We start from the raw sequence: 23,037 nt of genomic DNA, 5'->3' as shown, positions 1-23,037 counted from the left end.
AATCAGCTCCCCTTAGCGACGTGGGCCGCGAGGGACAGCGCCCTCTTGCAGCTCAGCATGTTTGCGGTCGTGCGCTGATGGATCGTGCTCCATGATCTCACCTTTGTAGATGAAGACCTTGATGCCGATGATCCCATAAGGCGTCATCGCCTCATACAGTGCATAGTCGATGTCGGCGCGCAATGTGTGCAGCGGCACGCGACCTTCACGGTACCATTCTGTGCGGGCAATCTCTGCACCACCCAGACGGCCGGCAAGGTTCACACGGATGCCAAGGGCGCCCATGCGCATCGCGTTCTGAACCGAACGCTTCATCGCGCGACGGAAGGACACACGACGCTCAAGCTGCTGACCAATGCTTTCAGCAACCAAGGCTGCGTCAAGTTCTGGCTTGCGGACTTCAACGATGTTCAGGTGCAGTTCACTGTCTGTAAGCGCGGCAAGTTTCTTGCGCAGACCTTCGATGTCTGCACCTTTCTTACCGATGATCACACCAGGGCGGGCTGCGTGGATCGTGACGCGGCACTTTTTGTGCGGACGTTCGATGATCACGCGGCTGATGCCAGACTGTGCGCATTCTTTCTTGATGAAGTCCTTGATCTTAAGGTCTTCCAACAGAAGGTCGCCGTAGTCTTTGGTGTCTGCATACCAGCGGCTATCCCAGGTGCGGTTGACCTGAAGACGCATACCGATCGGGTTTACTTTGTTACCCATTATGATTGCTCCTCAACTTGACGCACCTTGATGGTGATCTCTGCAAACGGCTTGATGATCTTCCCAAAACGGCCACGTGCCCGTGGGCGACCGCGCTTCATGGTCAGGTTCTTACCGACATATGCCTCTGCGACGACCAGTTCATCGACGTCAAGGTTGTGGTTGTTTTCTGCGTTGGCGATGGCCGACTGAAGACATTTCTTCACGTCGTCCGAAATTCGCTTTTTGGAGAAAGTCAGGTCAGTCAGTGCCTGCTCGACTTTCTTGCCGCGGATCAGGCCAGCAACGAGGTTCAGCTTTTGCGGAGACGTGCGAAGCATGCGCAGTTTTGCCATTGCTTCGTTATCGGCCACGCGGCGGGGATTCTTATCCTTGCTCATGGCTTATTTCCGCTTCGCTTTTTTATCAGCGGCGTGGCCATAATAGGTGCGAGTTGGCGAATATTCACCAAACTTCTGACCAATCATGTCTTCGCTGACGTTGACAGGGACGTGCTTCTTGCCGTTGTACACACCAAAGGTGAGGCCAACGAACTGAGGCAGGATTGTTGAACGGCGTGACCAGATCTTGATCACTTCGTTGCGGCCGCTTTCGCGGGATGCTTCTGCCTTTTTCAAGACGTATGCATCCACAAAGGGACCTTTCCAGACGGAACGAGCCATACTTAACGACCCTTCTTCTTGGCATGACGCGAACGCACGATAAGGCGCTGCGATGCTTTGTTTTTGTTACGGGTGCGCTTGCCCTTGGTGTCTTTACCCCAAGGTGTGACAGGCGTCCGACCACCAGATGTGCGGCCTTCACCACCACCGTGCGGGTGGTCGATCGGGTTCATGGCAACACCACGGACACTTGGGCGGATGCCCTTGTGACGGGTACGACCAGCCTTACCAAAGTTCTGGTTTGAGTTGTCGGGGTTAGACACAGCACCGACAGTGGCCATGCATTCCTGACGGATCAGGCGCAATTCGCCGGAAGACAGGCGAACCTGTGCATAACCACCATCACGACCAACAAACTGGGCGTAGGTGCCGGCTGCACGGGCGATCTGGCCGCCTTTGCCTGGCTTCATTTCGATGTTGTGAACGATCGTACCGATTGGCATGCCGCTGAAGGGCATTGCGTTGCCGGGCTTAATGTCAGCCTTGGCAGATGCGATCACCTTGTCACCAACAGCAAGACGCTGTGGGGCAAGGATGTAATTCTGTGTACCGTCTTCGTACTGGATCAGCGCGATAAATGCGGTGCGGTTCGGGTCATATTCGATCCGTGCGACAACAGCGGACATGTCCAGCTTGTTCCGCTTGAAATCGACGATGCGGTAAAGACGCTTTGCGCCCCCACCAATACGACGCATAGTGATCCGTCCGGTGTTGTTCCGGCCGCCTGATTTCGTAAGACCCTCAGTGAGAGACTTAACAGGACGTCCTTTCCAAAGCTCCGAACGGTCGATCAGCACCAGCCCACGCTGGCCCGGCGTCGTCGGTTTGTACGACTTGAGTGCCATGTTAGCTTCTTCCGTTTGCTTGGCGGGTCCTGCAAGAGGACCCTGATGTTATAGGCCCCCGTAGGTGCCCGTAGAAATACCACAAAGACCCCGGAACGAATCCGAGGTCAGGTGATTGCGGGGATGTAGCAGGGAGAGGTGGAGGTGGCAAGGGTAACGGTTTGCTCAGATAGAATAGTACTTGGCTTCAATCAATTTTCTCGCAATGGCTGCGTAGCGATAGGAGGATCACACGTTGCAAGTACAAAAACTGATCATCAGGAATCTGCGGTCAGTAAAGAAACTGACAGTTAGCTTCGATGAGGTCACTGCGCTGCTTGGCGGCAACAACGCAGGAAAATCAACGGTCCTTCATGCAATCGACATCTTCTTTGAAGCGGCTCCCCAAATAAGCCTAGACGACTACCATAATCGAGAGGAAGACGACATTGAGATCACGCTCGTATTCCATCGTTTGGTTCCCGAAGAAGTCTCTGTCTTTGGATCAGCCGTTGTTGGCGATCGGCTAACAATACGACGAGTCTTCTCTAAACATGGTGAAAAACAACCTCCTTATGAAGCGCTCGCACTTGCCTTTCCTCCATTTTCGACTGTCAGACAAGCTGCCGGCAAAACCGACAAGCGGACCTCCTACAACAACCTTGTTGGCGAGATCGATGGACTCGAACGTGTGGCGAGCGCTGACGCAGCGGACGCAGCAATGAACGAATGGGAAGCAGCCAACCCAGATCTACTGGAACTTGAATTTCGAAGAGATTTCTTTGGAGCGACTAACGTAGCTAGCGGAAAACTGAAGAAGAAGACCGCTCTTCAACTTGTTCCGGCAGTTGCCGATGCACACCAAGAAACTAGCGACGCGAAAAAAAGTCCGATAATCTCGCTTCTCTCGCAGATCTCAAAACAAATGTACGAAAACAAGAGAGACGTGACCGAGTTTTTTGGAGCAGTCCCGCAAGCGTTTCGCCGACTTGGTGAACCCCGCAAACGTACCGGAGTTAAGCGGGTTGAGTGAGCTGCTCACGGCCTCAGTTCAGCGCTACTATCAGAACTCTCGCTTGCTAGCGGATTGGCAACTCCAAGATGGCATTTCCGTTGAGTTTCCAAAGCCCATAATAAGAGTTGAGGACCAAGGGTTTCAAACCACGTTGGAAAACGTCGGACATGGGCTCCAACGAGCAAGCTTGTTCGCTGTCATCCAGTTTCTTGCAGAGCGCGCTATGGCTAGCAAAAGTGAAGCAAGTTTCGATGAAGCACAAAGTGACATTATTCTGTTAGTTGAAGAACCTGAAATCTATCAGCACCCGAACAAACAACAAGTGATCTCAGAAGCATTTCACTCCATCTGTCGGGATTTCAGCAAGTCCACAGGCATCAGGTTCCAGATCATTTTCACTACACATTCGGAGAAGTTTGTTGGCTTGCACAAATTCCAAGCTGCCCGCGTTCTTCGTCGGATGGAAGGCTTCAACGACTCTTCTCATACTGCCAAGGGTATATCTTTGGGAGAATGCAGTGCTTTCTTTGCTTCGCTACAAGGAATTGAGCCGATGCCCAATGCAACCTTCGAAGCAAAGATGCACATCTTCTCGCGCGAAGTCTGCGAAGGGTTCTTTGCTGACAAAGTACTACTTGTTGAAGGAGTGACGGACAAAGCGGTCATGGAAGGCCTCTACAGGAGTCAGGGCATAAACGTCGCTGAGGAGGGGATTGCGATAGTCGCCGTTGACGGAAAATCCAAAATAGACAAGCCACTGCATATCTTTTCAAAACTCGGGATACCTACATATCCAGTTTTCGACTCTGACCAATCAAAGAACGCGCAAAATCAACGACCACAAACAAATAGGCTCATTCAAGAAGTGCTGGGCGTTCCTCAACCACAGGATTTTCCTGATGGTGTCTTTCCGAACTTCGCCGCGTTTTCCTGCAATTTGGAGAAATATCTAAAGGCCCAAATAGGAGATGCTCAGTACGAGCAGCTGTTCTTGAACCTGACTGAAGATTTCGGGTTAAGTAGAAAGGAGTTGTGCAAGACGCCAGTAGTAGTGAACCAAATAGTTCACCGCGCAATTGACGAGTTCGGCATCGAATTTCCCTATCTCACCGGAATCGTCAGTTCGGTTGATCAAATCAGCTAGTATTTCTCCCGCATACAACCAAACTCACCCCTTCCCCGGCAACCTCACCCCCAACCTGGCCCGCATTGACCTTCGCCACGGCGTCGTCGTTTTCTCCTCCAAGCTCCATCTCGGCCGCTTTCGGGAGCTGCCCCAGTGCCGCGGTGGTCACTGGGGCCTCAGAACCCGCCGCCGCTGCGACCAGCAGCATAGCCCCCAATTCCTTGGGCCAAGAGAGATTGGCGTTCGAAACACGCAAAACGAAAAAGGCCCCCGGTTTACACCGTGGGCCTTTCCCTAATCATTCAACGTCTGATTAAAGACCAGTCGATACATCAATCGTGTTGCCTTCTTCCAGCGTCACATAGGCCTTTTTCACGTCTTTGCGTGTACCCAGCGAGCCGCGGAAGCGCTTCACTTTACCTTTGGTGATGGATGTGTTCACCGCTTTGACCTTCACACCAAAGAGGCTTTCAACGGCTTCCTTGATCATCGGTTTGTTCGCGTCGATTGCCACTTCGAAAACAACGGCATTGGCTTCAGAGGCCATTGTTGCTTTCTCGGTGATGATCGGCTTGCGGATCACATCGTAATGTTCTGCTTTGGCGTTCATGACAAACGAGCCTCCAGAGCTTCGACGCCTGCTTTGGTCAACACAAGTGTGTCGCTGCGCAGGATGTCGTAAACGTTCGCGCCTTGCGACGGGAGAACGTTGATTGTGGTGATGTTAGCGGCGGCCTTTTTGAAGTCAGCGTTGACTTCGGAGCCGTCAATGATCAGCGCGCGCTTCCAACCCAAAGAACCAACCGTTTTGGCCAGTGCCGATGTCTTGGCGTCTTTGACGTTGATATCTTCAACGATTACCAGCTCACCCGCGGCCACTTTCGCGGACAGGGCGTGCTTCAGACCAAGCTTGCGGAACTTCTTTGGCAGATCATGCGCGTGGCTACGGGGCGTTGGGCCCTTGTAGATACCACCGGAACGGAAGATCGGCGCACCGCGAGAGCCGTGACGTGCGCCACCGGTGCCCTTTTGGCGATAGATCTTCTTGGTGGAATAGCTCACTTCGGAACGACCCAGCACATCGTGTGTACCTGCCATTGCCTTGTTACGCTGCCAGCGAACGACGCGGTGCAAGATGTCCTTGCGCGGCTCAAGACCGAAGATTTCGTCGTTCAGTTCGACGGAACCAGCTTTCTTGCCGTCCAGTTTGATTGCATCAGCCTTCATTATTTATCACCTTCTGTCGGCGCGGCATCATCTGCCGAGGCTTCGTTTGCGATTTCAGCTTCTGCAGCATCTGCTGCAGCCTGTTCTGCTTCGGCTGCGGCCTTTGCGGCGGCTTCCTCTTCAGCGGCAGCAGCGGCGGCGGCTTCTTCAGCCAGACGCTCTGCTTCTTCAGCCATGGATTTCAGGCCAGCAGGGTAAATCACATTCTCAGGAGTAGGTTTCTTAACCGCATCCTTGATTGTGACCCAGCCACCTTTTGAACCAGGAACAGCGCCTTTAACCATGATCACGCCACGGTCGGCATCTGTCTTGACGACTTGCAGGTTCTGAGTGGTGACTTTCGCCGCACCCATGTGACCGGCCATCTTCTTACCTTTGAAGACTTTGCCCGGATCCTGACACTGGCCAGTGGAACCATGCGAACGGTGAGAGATAGACACACCGTGTGTCGCGCGCAGACCACCAAAGTTATGGCGCTTCATCGCACCCGCAAAACCCTTACCAATCGATGTGCCGCATACGTCAACGTATTGGCCTTCGAAGTAGTGGTTGGCGGTGATGGTTTCGCCGACGTTGATCATGTTCTCAGGGGCAACGCGGAACTCAGCAACTTTGCGCTTGGGTTCTACTTTGGCCGCTGCAAAATGACCGCGCATCGCTTTGGATGTGCGTTTCGCCTTGGCGTTGCCTGCACCCAGCTGAACAGCTGTGTAGCCGTTGGTGTCAGCAGTACGCTGTGCAACAACCTGCAGGTTTTCGAGGGAAAGAACGGTCACAGGGATCTGCTTGCCGTCTTCCATGAAAAGCCGGGTCATGCCGACTTTCTTTGCGATCAATCCAGTACGGAGCATATGTGATACCCCTTATACTGAGATCTGAACGTCAACACCGGCAGCCAGGTCGAGCTTCATCAGCGCGTCTACTGTTTGTGGTGTTGGGTCAATGATGTCGAGCAGACGCTTGTGCGTGCGGATCTCGAACTGATCGCGGGATTTCTTGTCAACGTGGGGCCCACGCAGAACGGTGAACTTTTCGATCTTGTTTGGAAGTGGGATCGGTCCACGCACGGAAGCGCCTGTGCGCTTGGCTGTGCTAACGATTTCCTGTGTGCTTGCATCAAGCACCCGGAAATCAAACGCCTTGAGGCGAATACGGATGTTTTGGCTCGCTGCCATGTCATCACCCTTTAACTAGGGTCTTAACGGATTGGACGATAGAGGCTCATCCCCCACCCTCGTCGCGTCTTTAGTCCAACGTATAAAGGGCACGCGGTTCGCGTACCCTTGTTGGATTGGGGTGCTATAGGGGGGAAAGGGGGAGGTGTAAAGGGGGCGGGAGTGTCGAAACTTAGGTGATCTGACGATCTAGGTAAGAGAAGCCCCGATCAGTTACCTCAAATACTTCATTCTTGAAGCCAATTGATTTCACAAAGCCTCGCTCCATTAATTGATCTAACGCAGCTTCCCATCGTGCAACCGACCTGCGGTCGCCCGAGTCAGTGAAGTTAATTCCGTTCGTTTGAATCGCATGTCCGCCAAGGGTCCTGAGTGAAAGGATAGTGCCGCCGCGATCCTTGGCAGCTTCAGACAACAACCTTGAGGCTTCAGCGCCTAGGCTGTTTAGCAATGCCTGCACGACGCCGTTACCGCTATCGGGAGTTCCAAAGCTGCTTTCAGTGCCTTCACCTTGGCTTAGCAAGCCATTGAGGTGTTTGTTGTCGCGTACAATAATTTGAACTTGTCTTCGAAACTTTTCAGAGAAATCTGCGACATTGTCATATTGCTCGATCAATCCAGTTGATTTGCACCAATCCTTGAACGTTTCGAGGCTTTCGAACTGTTCGGCCTCGAGAGACTGTGGCGCTACAGGTGCAGTTGAAAAATAGACCATCGCTGGTTTACCAGCATCCACATGTTTTCTGATTTCTTCGGCCGTGCCGCTTTCAGCTTCCCCAGTTGGCGTCCCTATCCGCGTCCAAAATACTCCGACTAGCAGTTCACAGTCCTCTAGTACGTTTCGGTTAATGAGTGATTGCGGACGTTCGCCCAACTCGGGAGAGGAATGAGTTTCCCAACCTACCGGGAGTAATACCGCCTTCAAGTTGGCTGAGTTGAGATCATTCCATTCGTGCAGAGCGTCGCGAATGATGTTTCGTTCCTCAAGTACGTCTCCGGGTGAAGCGATCATTACCGGTATCACCGTCGCCCTGTACGCCATCCCAAACCCCCAACACAACTATAAGTCGAAATGTGTTAACCATGGATTTGCGAAAGTAGCAAAGCAAAAGGCCACCCCGTTTCCGGAGCGGCCTTTGAAGTAAGGTGGATCATGATCCACCTTACTTGTTTGGTCGGTTGTGCTTACTCGACGATTTTAGACACAACACCCGCGCCAACAGTCCGGCCGCCTTCGCGGATCGCAAAGCGCAACCCGTCTTCCATCGCGATGGGTGCGATCAGCTCAACGTTGAACTTCAGGTTGTCGCCCGGCATCACCATCTCGGTGCCCGCTGGAAGCTCAACCGTGCCGGTCACGTCCGTTGTACGGAAGTAGAACTGTGGGCGGTAGTTGGCAAAGAACGGCGTGTGACGGCCACCCTCTTCCTTGGTCAGGATATAGGCTTCGGCTTCGAACTTTGTGTGCGGCTTCACAGAACCCGGCTTACACAGGATCTGGCCACGCTCAACGCCTTCACGGTCAACACCGCGCAGCAGGGCGCCGATGTTGTCGCCAGCTTCACCAGAGTCCAGCAGCTTGCGGAACATTTCAACGCCTGTGCAGGTCGTCTTCTTGGTGTCGCGGATACCAACGATTTCGATCTCGTCACCAACGTTGATCACGCCACGCTCAACACGGCCAGTCACAACAGTACCACGCCCAGAGATCGAGAACACGTCCTCGATTGGCATCAGGAACGGCAGGTCAACCGCACGTGCAGGTGTCGGGATATATGTGTCGACAGCTTCCATCAGCTTTTTGATGGATTCTTCACCAATCTCTGGTGTCTTGCCTTCCATAGCGGCCAGCGCCGAACCCGGGATCACTGGAATATCGTCGCCTGGGTACTCGTAAGAGGACAGCAGTTCGCGGATTTCCATTTCAACCAGCTCAAGCAGCTCATCGTCATCCACTTGGTCAACTTTGTTCATGTAGACGACCATGTAAGGAATGCCCACCTGACGACCAAGCAGGATGTGCTCGCGGGTCTGTGGCATTGGGCCGTCAGCCGCGTTCACAACCAGGATCGCGCCGTCCATCTGGGCGGCACCAGTGATCATGTTCTTGACGTAGTCGGCGTGGCCGGGGCAGTCGACGTGCGCGTAGTGGCGGCTCTCTGTCTCATACTCAACGTGTGCAGTTGAGATCGTGATACCACGTGCTTTTTCTTCGGGCGCGCCATCAATCTGGTCATACGCCTGAAAATCACCAAAGTACTTCGTGATCGCCGCTGTCAGGGTCGTCTTGCCGTGGTCAACGTGGCCAATCGTGCCAATGTTTACGTGCGGCTTGTTACGTTCAAACTTTGCCTTTGCCATTTGCAGGGCCCTTAATTTCTGAGGGGCCACAAGCGGCCCGGTCCAACATCGCGGGCGATGTATTGGGAAACGGACAGGAAATCAAGTGTCAGCTTGACCCATTGCCCCTGTGACAAAACTTTTTTCGGCAAAGATGTCGATTTCGCCAATGCCCGCGCGTCTGGTAGATAAGGCAGTACTGATGCTTGCCTGCAAAGAAGGAAACTGAACTATGCAATATATGTGTCTGATCTATTCCGCCGAAGGTTCTGGCCCGCAGCCGGGAACGCCTGAATTTGGTCCCTTTATGAAGGGCTATCAGGATTTCACCGCCGAGATGCGTGACAGTGGTAAACTTGTAGCCGGGGATGCGTTGCAACCCATCGCAACAGCGACGACCGTGACAGTCGCGGACGGCAAGACCATCACGACCGACGGCCCGTTTGCAGAAACCAAAGAACAGCTTGGGGGCTACTACCTACTTGAATGCGAGAACCTTGATGAGGCGATCGCCCAAGCGGCCAAAATTCCAACCGCGACCTATGGCCGTATCGAAGTGCGCCCGATCATCGTCTGGGACGACTAAATGCCGATGATGCCCCCGCAAACGCCCGCACAGGCCATCGACCGGACCGTGCGGGAGGAGTGGGGGCGCATCCTTGCCGCACTGGTCAAATCGCTGGGCGATTTCCAACTGGCCGAGGATTGCCTACAGGATGCCGTGACCCGTGCCATCGAGGTTTGGCCGACAAGTGGCCTGCCCGATGCGCCGGCCGCATGGCTGATCACAACCGCCCGCCGCAAGGCCATCGACCGGCTGCGCAAGGACGCCCGCTTTGCCGCACGCGTGCCAGAACTCTCGCATCTGATGGATACAGCACAGGCCGACAGGCCAGAGATCACCCCAGACGTCATTCCCGACAAACGACTTGAGATGATCTTTACCTGCTGCCACCCGGCCTTGGAACAAAAAACCCAAGTGGCCCTGACCCTGCGCACCCTTGGCGGGCTCAGCACCGATGAAATCGCAGCCGCCTTTCTGGACAAACCCAGCGCCATGGCCCAGCGCCTTGTGCGCGCCAAACAGAAGATCGTCGGCGCGGGGATTCCCTATCAAATCCCTGAAAAGGATGATCTTCCCGCAAGGGTTTCTGCGGTGCTGGCAGTGATCTATCTGATCTTTAACCAAGGGTATTCCGCGTTTGATCACCAGTCCCGTCGCCTGACGGATGAAGCGATCCGCCTAGCGCGCATCATGCGCCACCTTGCACCTGATGAACCCGAGGTGGCAGGCTTGCTTGCCCTGATGCTGTTGCATGACGCCCGGCACAACAGCAGACGTGACCCCAAAGGGAACTTGATCCCGCTGGAACGTCAGAACCGCAAGCGCTGGGATCGGGCCAAGATTGCCGAAGGGGATCACCTGTTGCGCGCAACGCTCCCCAAAGGGGCGGTTGGCCCTTACCAGTTGCAGGCCGCAATCAGCGGCATCCACGCCAGCAGCCCCACATGGGAAGACACCGACTGGCCGCAGATTGCCGCCCTTTATGGGCTATTGTTTCAGATCCAACGGACGCCGGTGGTGCAAATCAACCACGCGGTTGCAGTGTCCTATGCCCAATCGCCTATGGTGGCGCTTGCCATGCTGGACCAAGTTCAGAACACCGCCAATTTTGCCCAGTACCAACCCTATCATGCCGCACGAGCTGATCTTCATGCGCGCAACGCAGACGTCACAGCAGCCATAGACTGCTATGATCAAGCCATTGCCCTGACAGATGATGATGCGGAACGCCGTTTTTTGCAGGTCAGACGCGGTGCACTTTCCTGAATCGCCGCTTTTGGGCTACCTTCCAACCACTCAAGAGGGAGAAAGAGATGAAACTGGGTGCATTTTCGATCAGTCTAAACGTCAAGGATATTGCAGTTTCAAAGGAATTCTACAGCAAGCTGGGATTTGAACCCTTTGGCGGCGATGAGGCGCAAGGCTGGCTCATACTGCGCAACGGGGAAACCGTGATCGGGCTTTTCGGTGGGTTCCTCCAGGCTAACACGCTGACGTTCAACCCCGGTTGGGACCAGAACGCGCAGAACCTTGATACGTTTGACGATGTCCGAAAGTTGCAACAGCAGCTCAAGGCAGATGGCATAGAATTCCTTAGCGAGGCCGATGAAGACACCGAAGGCCCCGCCAACTTTGTGATCGTAGATCCGGACGGCAATCCGATCCTTGTCGATCAGCACCGCTAGTACATCGTTTTGCGGTAACCGTCTTCCAATCGAGCGTCGAGCGCGTCCATAACATCAGGATCATCAGGCGCACCGATTGTCTGATCATGCATCATCTTCATCAAAGATGGCATTTCACTGCGATCCTGCAATTGTGTCGGATCCCAGAGTTTGGACCGGCGAAAGGCCTTGGCGCAGTGCAGGAACATTTCCTGCACGTTCACAACAATAGCGACGGTGGGGCTGCGGTCATGCATGGCCAAAACCGCCAATAAGGCCGGATCGCGGGTAACCTGCGCGATACCATTTACCCGCAGGGTTTCATCAAATCCGGGCACCATGAACAGCAGCCCAACCGCCGGGTTGGCCAAGATGTTGGCCAATGTATCCAGCCGGTTGTTGCCGGGGCGGTCCGGGATCAGCAGGGTCTTGTCATCAAGAACCCGGACAAAGCCCTTGGGATCACCGCGTGGGCTGACGTCAGCTGATCCGTCGAGGGTTTGTGTGCCGATACAAAGAAAAGGGGCGCGGGCGATGAAATCTTTGGCATGCACGTCCAAGTGATCAAGACATTTGATCTGCGCCATGCCGTGGGTTTGCGGGAAAAGTGCACGAAGGTCAGCCTCATCCTTGATCAGGAACTCTGGGTTAGGTTGTTGGGTTTCGGCCATGGGTAACCTTTGATCTAGGCGCGCAGACACTGCACACACACCCTGACACAAGCGCCGCACCTGATCCACCGCAACCTCAGCACCTGCAAAACCCCGGCAGTAGCTGCCGGGGTTCTTATCTTTCACTGCAAGCGCGGCTAGCCTACCAAGCCGCCATCTGCCCGCTGCACTGCGATGATAGTTGAGCGTGGCAACATGCCTGCCCCATCCGGGAATGGTGCGGTGGGGTGCTGGATGCCGACGAACATCGTGCGCTTGTCGGCAGACCAAGTCAGACCTGTCACCTCTGCCCCGTTTGGCCCGGTCAAGAAGCGTTCGATCTGGCCTGTTACCGGATCACCGGCAAGCATCTGGTTGTTGCCCATACCTGCAAAATCACCTTCGTTATTGTCATCGCCATCGGTCTGGATCCACAGCAGGCCGGTGCTGTCGAACATCATCCCGTCGGGCGAATTGAAAAGGTTGCCTGCGTTCACATTGGATGACCCAGCATAAGCATCATCATGCACCGTCGGGTTGCCCGCCATGACATAAAGATCCCATGTGAATGTGTCCGCACCGTGATCGTCATTGCTTGGATACCAACGCACAATCTGACCATAGCGGTTCTCATTGCGCGTATTGGGGCCGTTCGCTGACGTGTCGTCACCGCCCGCGTTTGGTTTCACACCCCGGTTTTTGTTGTTTGTCAGGCAGCAATAGCCTTCAACAGACACCGGGTTCACGGCGACCCATTCGGGCCGGTCCATGGTTGTCGCGCCCACTTTTGAAGCCGCCATACGCGTAAAGATCGCAATTTCGGCCTCGTCCATGCCTGTGGCTTCTGGGGTGAGGGCGATCCATTCGCCGGTCAGCTCAGTGTTGAACTTGGCCACATAAAGCTGACCATCCTCCAGCAAGCCAGAGGTCGGACCACCCGGCGTGTAGATGCCATTGGAGACATATTTATACAGGAACTCACCCCGCTCATCATCGCCCATATAGACGACAACGCGGCCATCAGGTGCGATGGTGGCCGCGGCGTTCTCGTGCTTAAAGCGGCCAAGGGCAGTATGCTTGATCGGGGTTGATGTGGGATCAGTTGGATCAATCTCAACGATGTAGCCAAAGCGGCGCGGCTCGTTGGGGTTCTGGCTCACATCAAAGCGGGCATCAAACTTTTCGTAGGCGTAACGGCCTTCCAAACCGATGCCGTAGCGCAGGTAGTCCTCGGGGCGTTCAAACCCTTCATCGGTGGATCCAAAGTAGCCGTTAAAATTCTCTTCGCAGGTCAGGTAGGTGCCCCATGGCGTCTTCCCTGCTCCACAGTTGTTCATGGTGCCCAGAACCTTCGTCCCGGACGGGTCTGCTTGGGTTTGCAACAGCGGGTGGCCCGCCGCAGGGCCGCGCAGTTCCATCGGGGTATTCTGGGTAATGCGGCGGTTAAGGTCGCTATCCACAACAACGCCCCAGCCGCTCTCACCTTCTGCCACTTCCATGACAGTCACACCCTGCATGTTCTGCAAGGTCAGCACGTCATCGGCGCTGGTCACCTCACCACCGCTCTGGGGCAGGTTGACCTTCGTGTTCACGTACTCGTGGTTGACTGCGATCACTTGACGGGTGCCCACAATAAAGGCCTCCATTCCGTCGGTGTTTTCACCAAACACACGGTCAGAGCTAGTAACGCTGACGCCAGTTTCTTGGCTAAGTGCCTCTGCATCGGAAAACAGCGGGTCACCCCAGCGCGCCATGGGCGCCCAAGTATAGCCCTCAGAGACGTGGACGGTTCCATCCGTTTGGATTGGGATCGGGACAAATCCAAAGCGAGAGGCCGCTTGCGCCTCGGCAGAGGTGCCCGACAGCAACCCTGTGCCCATAACGGCAGCGCCAGACCCATAGGCCAGCACACCGGTCAGGAACCCACGGCGGGAAATGGCCGTATCGACAACATCATCGAAATCGGTGGTTGCAGGGGCAGGACGTTGTAGCTCGTCCCATTCATCCCATGACAGGTCGTAAGTATCTTGGTCTTTCATCACACTGGCTCCTTGCTGGCGGTGTTGGCTTCGCGCGGAATTTATTGGCGATCTTTTGCGCCTGTGTGACGGTTGCGTAACAGCTACGTAAAATGGCTAACTGAACCTGTTATTCTTCGGAAATCCATAAGGCGGGCGCTTGCCCACACCGGCGCGGGCGCCTTTCCATTCGGTCATGTCAGGCTCGGTCCGGGTTTTGCCGCCGCCCATCTGCCATGACAGGCCATCGTCCCAACTAAAGGTCGTCAGATCGGACAAGCCACCGTCCAGTTCTAACATGCCCTGCCGACCAGAAGCTTTCTTGTATTTCTGAATACGGACGCCCTTGCCCCGGTTCATCTCGGGCAGTTCGCTCACGTCAAAGACAAGGAATTTGGCATTTTCCGACACAACAGCAACGTGATCCCCCGCCACGCGGCGACAGACCTTTGCGATAGTATCCTTGACGTTCAGCACCTGTTTGCCACTGCGGGTTTGGGCAAGAACCTCTTCCTCGGGCACGACAAAGCCGTTGCCCTCGGCGGAGGCAACCAACAGCTTTTCTCCGGGCTTGTGGATCAGGAAGTCGACGATCTCTACATCGTTGGGCAGATCGATCATCAGACGTAACGGTTCACCCATGCCCCGCCCGCCGGGCAGGTTGGTGGCGCCCACAGTGTAAAACCGGCCATTGGCGCCGAAGACCAGCAGTTTATCGGTGGTCTCGGCATGGAAGATAAAGCGCGGACCGTCACCGTCCTTGAATTTCAACTCACGGGTCAGGTCGATATGGCCCGTCATGGCCCGGACCCAACCCATTTTGGAGCAGACAACCGTGATCGGTTCGCGCTCGATCATCGCCTCCAGCGGCACCTCGACCACTTCGGCGGCCTCAGCAAACTGGGTACGGCGCGCCCCGCCATCGCTGTCGCGGCCAAAGACCTTGCGGGTTTCGCGCAACTGCTCGGCGATCTTGGTCCATTGCAGTTCATCGCTGTCCAGCAAATCTTCAATATCGGCACGTTCCTGCATCAGCGCGTCACGCTCGGCGATCAGCTCCAGCTCTTCCAGACGGCGCAGAGACCGCAGGCGCATGTTCAGAATCGCCTCGGCCTGTACTTCTGACAGCGATACCTCTGGATCAGCGCCGGAGCGGATCGGCGAGACATAATCCGCGTCCGAAGTGGCGCGAACATGATCCGTCGCCCAATCCTCGACCATCAGCGCCTGCTTGGGGTCATCGTCATAACGGATGATGTCAATCACGCGGTCCAGATGCAGAAAGGCGATGATAAAGCCTTCGAGGACCTCCAACCTGTGGTCGATCTTTTCCAACCGATACTTGCTCCGGCGGACCAACACATCGCGGCGGTGATCCAAGAACGCGCGCAGCACTTCCTTGAGAGAGCAAACCTTGGGCGTCAGCCCGTCGATCAGCACGTTCATATTCAGGCTGAACCGCGTTTCCAGATCAGAGTTGCGGAACAGCATGCCCATCATGACCTCTGGATCGACGGTCTTGGCACGAGGTTCGAGGACCACGCGAATGTCATCGGCTGACTCGTCACGCACGTCAGCCAGCAATGGTACCTTCTTTAGCTGAATGACTTCGGCCAGTTTCTCGATTAGCTTGGATTTCTGCACCTGATAAGGAATTTCGGTGACAACGACCTGCCATTGGCCACGGCCAAGGTCCTCAACCTCCCATTTGGCACGCAAACGAAATGCACCGCGCCCGGTGCGGTAGGCTTCGGCTATATTCTCGGATGGTTCAACAATCACACCACCGGTCGGGAAATCGGGACCGGGGATGTAGTTCAGCAGGGTGTCATCGCGGGCATCCGGTGCCTTGATCAGATGCAGGCAGGCGTCGATCAATTCATGCAGGTTATGCGGCGGAATATTCGTCGCCATCCCCACAGCGATCCCGCTTGACCCATTGGCCAAAAGGTTCGGGAATGTGGCCGGCAAGACTGCCGGCTCGGTCAGCCGACCGTCATAATTGTCGCGAAAATCAACCGAGTCCTCGGACAAGCCCTCTAACAGCGCTTCAGCGGCGGCGGTCATACGCGCCTCAGTATACCGGCTAGCAGCAGGGTTATCGCCGTCGATATTGCCAAAGTTGCCCTGACCATCGACCAGCGGGTAGCGCACGTTAAAATCTTGCGCCAAACGCGCCATCGCATCATAGATCGCAGCGTCACCATGCGGGTGGAAATCACCCATCGTATCGCCGCTGATCTTGGCAGACTTTAGAAAACCACCCGTTGGGGACAGGCGCAGACGTGACATCGCATAAAGGATACGGCGATGGACGGGCTTCAACCCGTCACGCGCATCGGGCAACGCACGGTGCATGATCGTGGATAGCGCATAAGTCAGATAGCGGTCGCCAATTGCTCGGCGCAGCGTTTCCGTTACATCGTTGGGGCCCAGATCTGTATCGCTCTCATCACTCATGGGCCCGGTGTAACGACAGCCGATTCTGGCGTAAAGCGGCTATCTTTGGGCGCACACCCGCCATTTCATCTCTGGATGCTTGCCAGATTGCCGCCAACACACCAAACAGTGGCGCATGACACAAAAATCCATTCTCATCACCGGATCATCATCAGGCATAGGGCTTAATGCCGCACGTGGGCTGCGCGATGCAGGCTGGCGGGTCTTTGCAAGCTGCCGCAAGGCCGAGGATTGCTTGCGCCTGCGCAGTGAAGGCTTTGAAAGCCCGCTGATCGACTACACCGACCCCGAAAGCATCGTGAATGGCCTTGCCGAAACACTTGAGGCGACGGGCGGCACATTGGATGCGCTTTACAACAACGGGGCCTACGCCTGTCCCGGCGCGGTAGAGGACTTGCCCGTCGGAGCTTTGCGCGAGATTTTTGAAACCAACGTTTTTGGCTGGCACGAGTTAACCCGGCTCGTCATTCCGGTGATGCGGGCGCAGGGGCACGGGCGGATCATCAACTGCTCATCCGTTCTGGGCTTTGTCGGGATGAAATGGCGCGGTGCATACGTTGCGACCAAATTCGCGCTTGAGGGGCTGACAGATGTGCTGCGGCTCGAGATGCAGAACACGGCGATCAAAGTGATCCTGATTGAACCGGGGCCGGTGACATCAAAAATCCGCCAAAACGCGATTCCGCATTTTGAGAAATGGATCAACCCGCAGTCCTCTGCCCGCGCCCCTGAATATGCCGAGGTGATGGACCGGCTTTACCAAGACACCGGACCAGACAAGTTCGAATTGCCTGCTGCGGCGGTCACCAAAAAGCTGCTGCACGCCCTGACCTCGCCACGTCCCAAACCGCGGTATTATGTCACAACGCCAACCCATATGATGGGCTTTTTGCGGCGCATCCTGCCCACGCGATGGCTTGACGCATTGATATTGCGGGCCTGAGGGTTTCCTTCACCCACCATCCTGCTACATCGCGGGGAGCAACGAACAAGGACTCGAACAAATGGCAAGTGATCCACTTTTCTGGGTGATGGCCCTGGCCGTTTTGGCGGTATTGGTCATCTTGGTGCTAGGGATCGGCAGCTTTGGCAAAGGGGGCGAATTTAACCGCAAAAACGCCAACAAGATCATGCGCTGGCGGATTGGGGCGCAGTTGATTGCCGTGATCCTGATCGTGCTTTTCGTTTACCTACGTGGGCAAGGAGGCTGAGCGCATGGTCGTTCTGAACAAGATTTACACCAAGACCGGGGATGCCGGCGAAACCGCATTGGGCAATGGCAGCCGCGTGGCAAAACATTCGATGCGGGTCACCTCATACGGCACGGTTGACGAAACCAACGCGACAGTGGGACTGGCACGGCTGCATGCCACAGGTGCGCTGGATGAACAGCTCGCCATGATCCAGAATGACCTCTTTGATCTGGGTGCAGACCTCTGCCGCCCCGACATGGAAAAAGACGATAAGGCCGAATATCCGGTGCTGCGCATGACAGACGCACAGGTCGAACGGCTTGAGGCGCAGATCGATGCGATGACCAAGGAGGTCGAGCCCTTGCGCAGTTTCATCCTGCCCGGTGGATCGCCGCTGGCCGCCCATCTGCATTTGTGCCGGACAGTATCGCGCCGGGCCGAGCGGCTGACAGTAGAGTTGGCCACGATGGAATCAGTGAATCCTGCGGCGGTGAAATACCTCAACCGGCTGTCGGATTGGTGTTTTCAGGCAGCACGTATCGCCAATGAAAACGGCAAGGATGATGTGCTGTGGGTGCCGGGGGCGAACCGCGGATAACATCAGGGGCTGCCACCTGATGTCTGACCTGATGTGCGCTGCAAAGTAAGGTGGATCATGATCCACCTTACCTGCCCAACCTGACGCGCACGTCAAGAACGTGGCGTCCGTGGACCCCACCGCGTCGATTTTGCACTGTTTTCCCGGCGGCGCGCACGATAACAACATCCCGAGAAGATAATTGATCAGATTCTTAGGAGAAGAACGCAGATGAAGGTCCTCGTACCCGTCAAGCGCGTGATCGACTACAACGTGAAGGTTCGCGTCAAAGCGGATGGTTCCGGTGTTGATCTCGCCAACGTCAAAATGTCGATGAACCCTTTCGACGAAATCGCTGTAGAAGAGGCCATCCGCCTACGCGAAGCCGGAAAAGCCGAAGAAGTGGTAGCGGTTTCCATCGGCGTCAAGCAAAGCCAGGAAACGCTGCGCACTGCTCTTGCCATGGGTGCAGATCGTGCGATCCTCGTTGTCGCGGCTGATGACGTACACAACGACATCGAGCCTTTGGCCGTTGCAAAAATCCTTGCCGCTATCGTCAAGGAAGAAGAGCCGGGTCTGGTCCTTTGCGGAAAGCAAGCCATCGACAATGATATGAACGCCACTGGTCAGATGCTCTCTGCTCTGCTGGGGTGGTCGCAGGCGACATTCGCATCCGAAGTCGATATTGATGGCGACAGCGCCACGGTCACACGCGAAGTGGACGGCGGCCTACAGACCATCAAGGTCAAGATGCCTACCATCGTGACAGTAGATCTGCGCCTGAACGAGCCGCGCTATGCGTCGCTGCCCAACATCATGAAGGCCAAGAAAAAGCCTTTGGACGAAAAGACACCTGCCGACTACGGCGTTGATGTCACCCCACGTCTGGCCGTTGTCAGCACGACAGAACCAGAAGCGCGCAAGGCGGGCATCATGGTTGGGTCTGTCGACGAACTTGTTGAAAAACTCAAAGAAGCGGGGGCTGTGTAATGGCTGTTCTTCTGATTGGTGAAGTCACAGGCGGCGCATTGGCCGTAGACGCAACCGCAAAGGCCGTCACCGCGGCCAAGGCGTTGGGCGATGTTACCGTGCTGTGCGCAGGCGCATCTGCAAAAGCTGCCGCCGACGAAGCCGCAACAATTGATGGTGTTGCAAAGGTGCTTTGCGCCGAAGACGCAGCCCTCGGCCACCGTCTGGCAGAGCCCACTGCCGACCTGATCGTGTCCTTGGCTGGCGATTACACACATATCGCAGCCCCTGGCACGACCGACGCCAAGAACGTGATGCCACGTGTGGCAGCGCTGCTTGATGCCATGGTTATCTCTGAGGTCACAGCGATCGTTGATGGCGACGCGTTTGAGCGTCCGATCTATGCGGGCAACGCGATCCAGACCGTCAAATCTGCCGACGACAAGAAGGTGATGACGATCCGGACCGCTGGCTTTGACGCTGCTGCGATGGGCGGCTCTGCGGCCGTCGAAATCATCGGCGCTGCGGGCGACCCTGGCCTGTCGGAATGGGTCGAGGACAAGGTTGCCGCCTCTGACCGTCCAGAACTGACATCTGCGGGTGTTGTTGTTTCGGGTGGTCGCGGCGTCGGTTCAGAAGAAGATTTTGCCCTGATCGAAAAGCTGGCAGACAAGCTGAACGCGGCTGTGGGTGCTTCCCGCGCTGCTGTTGACAGCGGCTATGCGCCAAACGACTGGCAGGTTGGTCAGACTGGCAAGGTGGTCGCACCTGATCTTTATGTTGCCGTTGGTATCTCGGGTGCGATTCAGCACCTTGCAGGGATGAAGGACAGCAAGATCATTGTGGCGATCAACAAGGATGAAGAAGCACCAATCTTCCAGGTTGCGGATTACGGCCTTGTGGCTGACCTCTTTGATGCCGTGCCCGAGCTGACAGACAAGCTCTGAGCCGTACCATCAATGACTGATAGAAGGCCCGTGCATCTGCGCGGGCCTTTTTCATTTTGGTGAACACCCGGCGCCCGAACCATCAGATCGAATAGAGATTGTCCCTGATCGCCGGGATCAGTGCGCGTGCTGCTTCCACGTGGCACTCTGCCCCCATCATCTCTGTTGCTGCCCTTTCCTGAGAAGTTGGAAAGAACATCCCACGCGTGCCTTGCGCCATTGCGGCCTCTGAAGGGTTCACCTCGACAATCTGTCTGACCATCGGCCGCAATTCCTCTACCATGGTCGCTGTGATGAACAACGGGTCGGTCTGTAGCTGATTGGGGTTCTCTGACCAATGCTCATCTGACATCTGGTCCTCAGAGAACCACAGCAGAACACAATGATTCCCGACATGGCCAATCAGCGTTTTCATTCGCGCAACCCACGCCTCGCGCAGTTCAGCGATGACCGTTTCAAACCGATCAAGCGATTTGGCATGCAGCGCGCCCAACATATGCCGGTTAAAAGAGAGCTCCGAAAAATCGACATCATGATAGATGGCCTGCAAAACCGTGGATGCCCGCAGAAATCGATCATTGCGGCGCGGATGCACCGAATAAAAGCGATTGGACAAGTTCTGTGCGCCCATGATCTGCAAGACCGTCAATTCCGCCTGATTGCAGATATCAAGAACGGCGCGGTCTTTCACAAAGACATCAATGCCCCCGTTCACACAGCCAAAATTGACGCAGGTTTGGCGCACGGCCTTTTCCACCAAGCCCGGAAAGGGCCGTTCGATGAATTTCCCATATGTCTCGGTCCCGCCAACAAAACAGATATAGGGCATATCCAACCGCTTGCGCGGCCCGCGAAACAGCATGCGCGACCCATTGTAGCGGCAGGGCGAATAAGACAGTTCATCGTTTTCTATCGTCTCTTGCTTCATTGAATCTGTGCCTTTGTTCACCGCATCGGCCCGCAGTTTCGGCGAAATGATTTGCCAAATGATGAACGCCGGCATTGCTGTAGAGGTTTGGCGATCGAAGCGTCTTGAAGCTGCCCCCTGCGCGGGCCTATGGTGCGCGCAACCGATAAGGGAATGCAGATGGCTATTGAACAGGTTGGGATCGTGGGCGCAGGCCAGATGGGCAACGGCATTGCCCATGTGTTTGCACTTGCGGGATACGAAGTCCTGATGAATGACATCAGCGAAGATGCGTTGCGGGCGGCTTTGGCGTCCATTGACGCCAATCTGGATCGACAAGTGGGCAAGGACTTGATCAGCAGCGCCGACAAGGTTGATGCACTCAAGCGGATTAGCGCGACGCAAACGCTGGCGGACCTTGGCAAGACAGACCTGATCATCGAATCCGCGACAGAGCGCGAGACGATCAAGACGGCCATTTTCGAGGATCTCGTGCCGCACCTGAAACCCGAGACGATCCTGACGTCCAATACCTCTTCCATCTCGATTACACGTCTTGCGTCGCGCACCGATCGCCCGGAAATGTTCATGGGCTTCCATTTCATGAACCCCGTACCCATCATGCAGCTGGTCGAACTGATCCGTGGCATTGCAACCGATGAAGCCACGTTCAATTCCTGCCACGACGTGGTCGAACGGCTGGGCAAGACCTCTGCCACTGCCGAGGACTTCCCTGCCTTCATCGTCAACCGCATCCTGATGCCGATGATCAACGAGGCGATTTACACGCTTTATGAAGGTGTAGGATCGGTCAAATCTATTGATACTTCGATGAAACTGGGGGCCAATCACCCGATGGGCCCACTAGAGCTGGCCGATTTCATCGGGCTTGATACCTGCCTTGCGATCATGAATGTACTGCACGAAGGGCTAGCAGATACCAAATACCGCCCCTGCCCGCTGTTGACCAAATATGTCGAAGCCGGATGGCTGGGGCGCAAAACCAAGCGGGGATTCTATGATTATCGTGGTGAGGTGCCTGTGCCGACACGGTAGCGTGGCGGGCCGCGCAAGATGACTAGCGGTACATCCAAGACTACGGCTAGTCCTTCAAGGCCAAGGTCTTTTCCCGCATCCAATCCATGCAAGCGCGTTGATCCTTGAGCCGCTCTTTCATTTCATCGTCGTCAAACGGATGGCCGACGATGGGCTTTTGCGGCTTGCCACAAGCTTTCACAATCTCATGGATCAGCAGGCTTTGCCGCAGGGTGGCCGATATCTGGTTGGCCATCTGATACCACCGCGAATTCGAACCGCGAAAGAACAATGGAACGACGCGGGCACCGGACAGACGGATCATCTTGGCTGTGAAAAGGTTCCATTCATCCTCGACCATCGGACCAAAAAGGCTATTGGACGAGGCCACCACCCCTGAGGGAAACACCGCGATCACACCGCCCTCTTTCAGGTGCGCCATGGATTGTTTGCGCATCTCAACCATCTTGGCCTGCGCGTCTTCCTCATGTGGGAAGGGAACGGGGATCAAGAACGCGCCAGCGTCTTCATCAATGTCCGTCAGAAAGGCGCGTGTCAGGATGCGGTAATCCGTGCGCACCCGTCCAATCAGATCAGCAAAAACCATGCCATCAACCATACCATGCGGATGGTTGGCAACGATCACAACCGGGCCCGTCTTTGGAATACGGTCAAGCTGTTCTTGGGGGGTGGTCAGATCGATCCCCATGACATCCAGCGCGCCGCGCCAGAAGGCCTGGCCATGGTATTTGCCGCGCCGCTCAAACTCGCGGATCATGCGGATGATCTGAACTTTGCCGGTAGACCATTCGATGGATTTAATGATCGCACGGCGCACAGGGCTATCGAAGGTATTAGAATAGGTCAGCGCAGAGCGGTCATAGACCCGAGGAGCGGCTTGTTCGACCACGGGTGGTGCAGAGGCTTTGGAGCTTGTCTCGGTCAAAACGCGTGTCCCATTCGGTCTTA

General features: G+C 55.6%; 26 protein-coding genes. 11 read left to right on the top strand and 15 right to left on the bottom strand.

Annotated features, from left to right (window positions below; all coding sequences use genetic code 11):
* Positions 1-12 precede the first annotated feature (12 nt).
* From rpsC to rplB, 4 genes are read right to left on the bottom strand one after another with little or no spacing between them, the layout of a single operon-like run.
* Positions 13-714 carry a 30S ribosomal protein S3 gene (gene rpsC, locus DHN10_RS01835; protein ID WP_108813542.1) on the bottom strand — a complete coding sequence of 234 codons (702 nt, stop codon included), beginning with the start codon at positions 712-714 and terminating at the stop codon, positions 13-15.
* Positions 714-1,094 carry a 50S ribosomal protein L22 gene (gene rplV / locus DHN10_RS01830; protein ID WP_008236481.1) on the bottom strand — a complete coding sequence of 127 codons (381 nt, stop codon included), beginning with the start codon at positions 1,092-1,094 and terminating at the stop codon, positions 714-716. The genes rpsC and rplV overlap by 1 nt, the downstream gene beginning before the upstream one ends.
* Before the next feature lie 3 nt (positions 1,095-1,097).
* Positions 1,098-1,376 carry a 30S ribosomal protein S19 gene (gene rpsS / locus DHN10_RS01825; RefSeq protein ID WP_108813541.1) on the bottom strand — a complete coding sequence of 93 codons (279 nt, stop codon included), beginning with the start codon at positions 1,374-1,376 and terminating at the stop codon, positions 1,098-1,100.
* Between the two features lie 2 nt (positions 1,377-1,378).
* Positions 1,379-2,221 (bottom strand): 50S ribosomal protein L2, encoded by an 843-nt coding sequence (rplB, locus tag DHN10_RS01820; protein WP_108813540.1) that lies wholly within the window; start codon positions 2,219-2,221, stop codon positions 1,379-1,381.
* A 235-nt stretch (positions 2,222-2,456) separates the two neighbouring features.
* Here rplB and DHN10_RS01815 point away from each other — a divergent pair, with 235 nt between their 5' ends.
* Both DHN10_RS01815 and DHN10_RS01810 read left to right on the top strand, forming a co-directional pair.
* Entirely contained in the window at positions 2,457-3,233 is a 777-nt protein-coding gene (locus DHN10_RS01815) for an AAA family ATPase (RefSeq protein ID WP_108813539.1), read from the top strand.
* Complete coding sequence (locus DHN10_RS01810) at positions 3,226-4,359, top strand: ATP-dependent nuclease (protein ID WP_159086890.1); 1,134 nt, start codon at positions 3,226-3,228, stop codon at positions 4,357-4,359. Before DHN10_RS01815 ends, DHN10_RS01810 begins: the two co-directional genes overlap by 8 nt.
* 295 nt (positions 4,360-4,654) lie before the next feature.
* Here DHN10_RS01810 and DHN10_RS01800 read toward each other — a convergent pair whose 3' ends face one another.
* The 6 genes from DHN10_RS01800 to tuf all read right to left on the bottom strand — a co-directional run bounded on the left by DHN10_RS01800 (position 4,655) and on the right by tuf (position 9,104).
* Positions 4,655-4,951 (bottom strand): 50S ribosomal protein L23, encoded by a 297-nt coding sequence (locus tag DHN10_RS01800; RefSeq protein ID WP_008236551.1) that lies wholly within the window; start codon positions 4,949-4,951, stop codon positions 4,655-4,657.
* Positions 4,948-5,568 (bottom strand): 50S ribosomal protein L4, encoded by a 621-nt coding sequence (gene rplD, locus DHN10_RS01795; RefSeq protein ID WP_108813536.1) that lies wholly within the window; start codon positions 5,566-5,568, stop codon positions 4,948-4,950. Before rplD ends, DHN10_RS01800 begins: the two co-directional genes overlap by 4 nt.
* Positions 5,568-6,419 carry a 50S ribosomal protein L3 gene (gene rplC, locus DHN10_RS01790; protein ID WP_108813535.1) on the bottom strand — a complete coding sequence of 284 codons (852 nt, stop codon included), beginning with the start codon at positions 6,417-6,419 and terminating at the stop codon, positions 5,568-5,570. The genes rplD and rplC overlap by 1 nt, the downstream gene beginning before the upstream one ends.
* A gap of 12 nt (positions 6,420-6,431) precedes the next feature.
* Positions 6,432-6,743 (bottom strand): 30S ribosomal protein S10, encoded by a 312-nt coding sequence (gene rpsJ, locus DHN10_RS01785; protein ID WP_008236563.1) that lies wholly within the window; start codon positions 6,741-6,743, stop codon positions 6,432-6,434.
* 172 nt (positions 6,744-6,915) lie between these two features.
* Entirely contained in the window at positions 6,916-7,755 is an 840-nt protein-coding gene (locus tag DHN10_RS01780; RefSeq protein WP_199910617.1) for a hypothetical protein, read from the bottom strand.
* 173 nt (positions 7,756-7,928) lie between these two features.
* Positions 7,929-9,104 (bottom strand): elongation factor Tu, encoded by a 1,176-nt coding sequence (tuf, locus tag DHN10_RS01775; RefSeq protein WP_108813534.1) that lies wholly within the window; start codon positions 9,102-9,104, stop codon positions 7,929-7,931.
* A 211-nt stretch (positions 9,105-9,315) separates the two neighbouring features.
* Here tuf and DHN10_RS01770 point away from each other — a divergent pair, with 211 nt between their 5' ends.
* From DHN10_RS01770 to DHN10_RS01760, 3 genes are read left to right on the top strand one after another with little or no spacing between them, the layout of a single operon-like run.
* Positions 9,316-9,669, top strand: coding sequence for a YciI family protein (locus DHN10_RS01770; RefSeq protein WP_108813533.1), 354 nt, complete (start codon positions 9,316-9,318; stop codon positions 9,667-9,669).
* Positions 9,670-10,914 carry an RNA polymerase sigma factor gene (locus tag DHN10_RS01765; protein WP_234416952.1) on the top strand — a complete coding sequence of 415 codons (1,245 nt, stop codon included), beginning with the start codon at positions 9,670-9,672 and terminating at the stop codon, positions 10,912-10,914. It begins immediately after the preceding gene.
* Positions 10,915-10,961: 47 nt separating this feature from the next.
* Positions 10,962-11,333, top strand: a complete 372-nt coding sequence (locus tag DHN10_RS01760) for a VOC family protein (protein WP_108813532.1) — start codon at positions 10,962-10,964, stop codon at positions 11,331-11,333.
* Here the strand turns inward: DHN10_RS01760 and DHN10_RS01755 are convergent.
* The 3 genes from DHN10_RS01755 to DHN10_RS01745 all read right to left on the bottom strand — a co-directional run bounded on the left by DHN10_RS01755 (position 11,330) and on the right by DHN10_RS01745 (position 16,440).
* Entirely contained in the window at positions 11,330-11,983 is a 654-nt protein-coding gene (locus DHN10_RS01755) for a pyridoxamine 5'-phosphate oxidase family protein (RefSeq protein ID WP_108813531.1), read from the bottom strand. The two genes, DHN10_RS01760 and DHN10_RS01755, sit on opposite strands and share 4 nt — an antisense overlap.
* Positions 11,984-12,120: 137 nt before the next feature.
* A complete protein-coding gene (locus DHN10_RS01750) occupies positions 12,121-14,001 on the bottom strand; it encodes a PhoX family protein (protein WP_108813530.1) in 1,881 nt (626 codons plus the stop codon).
* 96 nt (positions 14,002-14,097) lie between these two features.
* Positions 14,098-16,440 (bottom strand): DNA topoisomerase IV subunit A, encoded by a 2,343-nt coding sequence (locus tag DHN10_RS01745; RefSeq protein WP_108813529.1) that lies wholly within the window; start codon positions 16,438-16,440, stop codon positions 14,098-14,100.
* Positions 16,441-16,555: 115 nt separating this feature from the next.
* Between DHN10_RS01745 and DHN10_RS01740 the strand changes: the two genes are divergently transcribed.
* The 5 genes from DHN10_RS01740 to DHN10_RS01720 all read left to right on the top strand — a co-directional run bounded on the left by DHN10_RS01740 (position 16,556) and on the right by DHN10_RS01720 (position 20,126).
* Positions 16,556-17,383, top strand: a complete 828-nt coding sequence (locus DHN10_RS01740) for an SDR family NAD(P)-dependent oxidoreductase (protein ID WP_108813528.1) — start codon at positions 16,556-16,558, stop codon at positions 17,381-17,383.
* 61 nt (positions 17,384-17,444) lie between these two features.
* Positions 17,445-17,651 carry a twin transmembrane helix small protein gene (locus tag DHN10_RS01735; protein ID WP_108813527.1) on the top strand — a complete coding sequence of 69 codons (207 nt, stop codon included), beginning with the start codon at positions 17,445-17,447 and terminating at the stop codon, positions 17,649-17,651.
* Between the two features lie 4 nt (positions 17,652-17,655).
* Positions 17,656-18,231: a cob(I)yrinic acid a,c-diamide adenosyltransferase gene (locus DHN10_RS01730; protein WP_108813526.1), complete on the top strand. Its 576-nt coding sequence runs from the start codon at positions 17,656-17,658 to the stop codon at positions 18,229-18,231.
* Positions 18,232-18,441: 210 nt separating this feature from the next.
* Positions 18,442-19,200 (top strand): electron transfer flavoprotein subunit beta/FixA family protein, encoded by a 759-nt coding sequence (locus DHN10_RS01725; protein WP_108813525.1) that lies wholly within the window; start codon positions 18,442-18,444, stop codon positions 19,198-19,200.
* Positions 19,200-20,126 (top strand): electron transfer flavoprotein subunit alpha/FixB family protein, encoded by a 927-nt coding sequence (locus DHN10_RS01720; protein WP_108813524.1) that lies wholly within the window; start codon positions 19,200-19,202, stop codon positions 20,124-20,126. Before DHN10_RS01725 ends, DHN10_RS01720 begins: the two co-directional genes overlap by 1 nt.
* 82 nt (positions 20,127-20,208) lie before the next feature.
* Here the strand turns inward: DHN10_RS01720 and DHN10_RS01715 are convergent, their stop codons facing one another.
* Positions 20,209-21,129: a DUF6473 family protein gene (locus DHN10_RS01715; RefSeq protein ID WP_306419247.1), complete on the bottom strand. Its 921-nt coding sequence runs from the start codon at positions 21,127-21,129 to the stop codon at positions 20,209-20,211.
* Positions 21,130-21,213: 84 nt separating this feature from the next.
* Here DHN10_RS01715 and DHN10_RS01710 point away from each other — a divergent pair, with 84 nt between their 5' ends.
* Complete coding sequence (locus DHN10_RS01710; RefSeq protein ID WP_108813889.1) at positions 21,214-22,089, top strand: 3-hydroxybutyryl-CoA dehydrogenase; 876 nt, start codon at positions 21,214-21,216, stop codon at positions 22,087-22,089.
* Between the two features lie 46 nt (positions 22,090-22,135).
* Here DHN10_RS01710 and DHN10_RS01705 read toward each other — a convergent pair whose 3' ends face one another.
* Positions 22,136-23,014 (bottom strand): lysophospholipid acyltransferase family protein, encoded by an 879-nt coding sequence (locus DHN10_RS01705; RefSeq protein WP_108813523.1) that lies wholly within the window; start codon positions 23,012-23,014, stop codon positions 22,136-22,138.
* Positions 23,015-23,037: the final 23 nt, after the last annotated feature.

This window comes from Loktanella sp. Alg231-35 (assembly GCF_900143545.1).
In the GTDB taxonomy this organism is placed as follows: domain Bacteria; phylum Pseudomonadota; class Alphaproteobacteria; order Rhodobacterales; family Rhodobacteraceae; genus Yoonia.
This window is presented reverse-complemented; position numbering and strand designations above follow the sequence as displayed.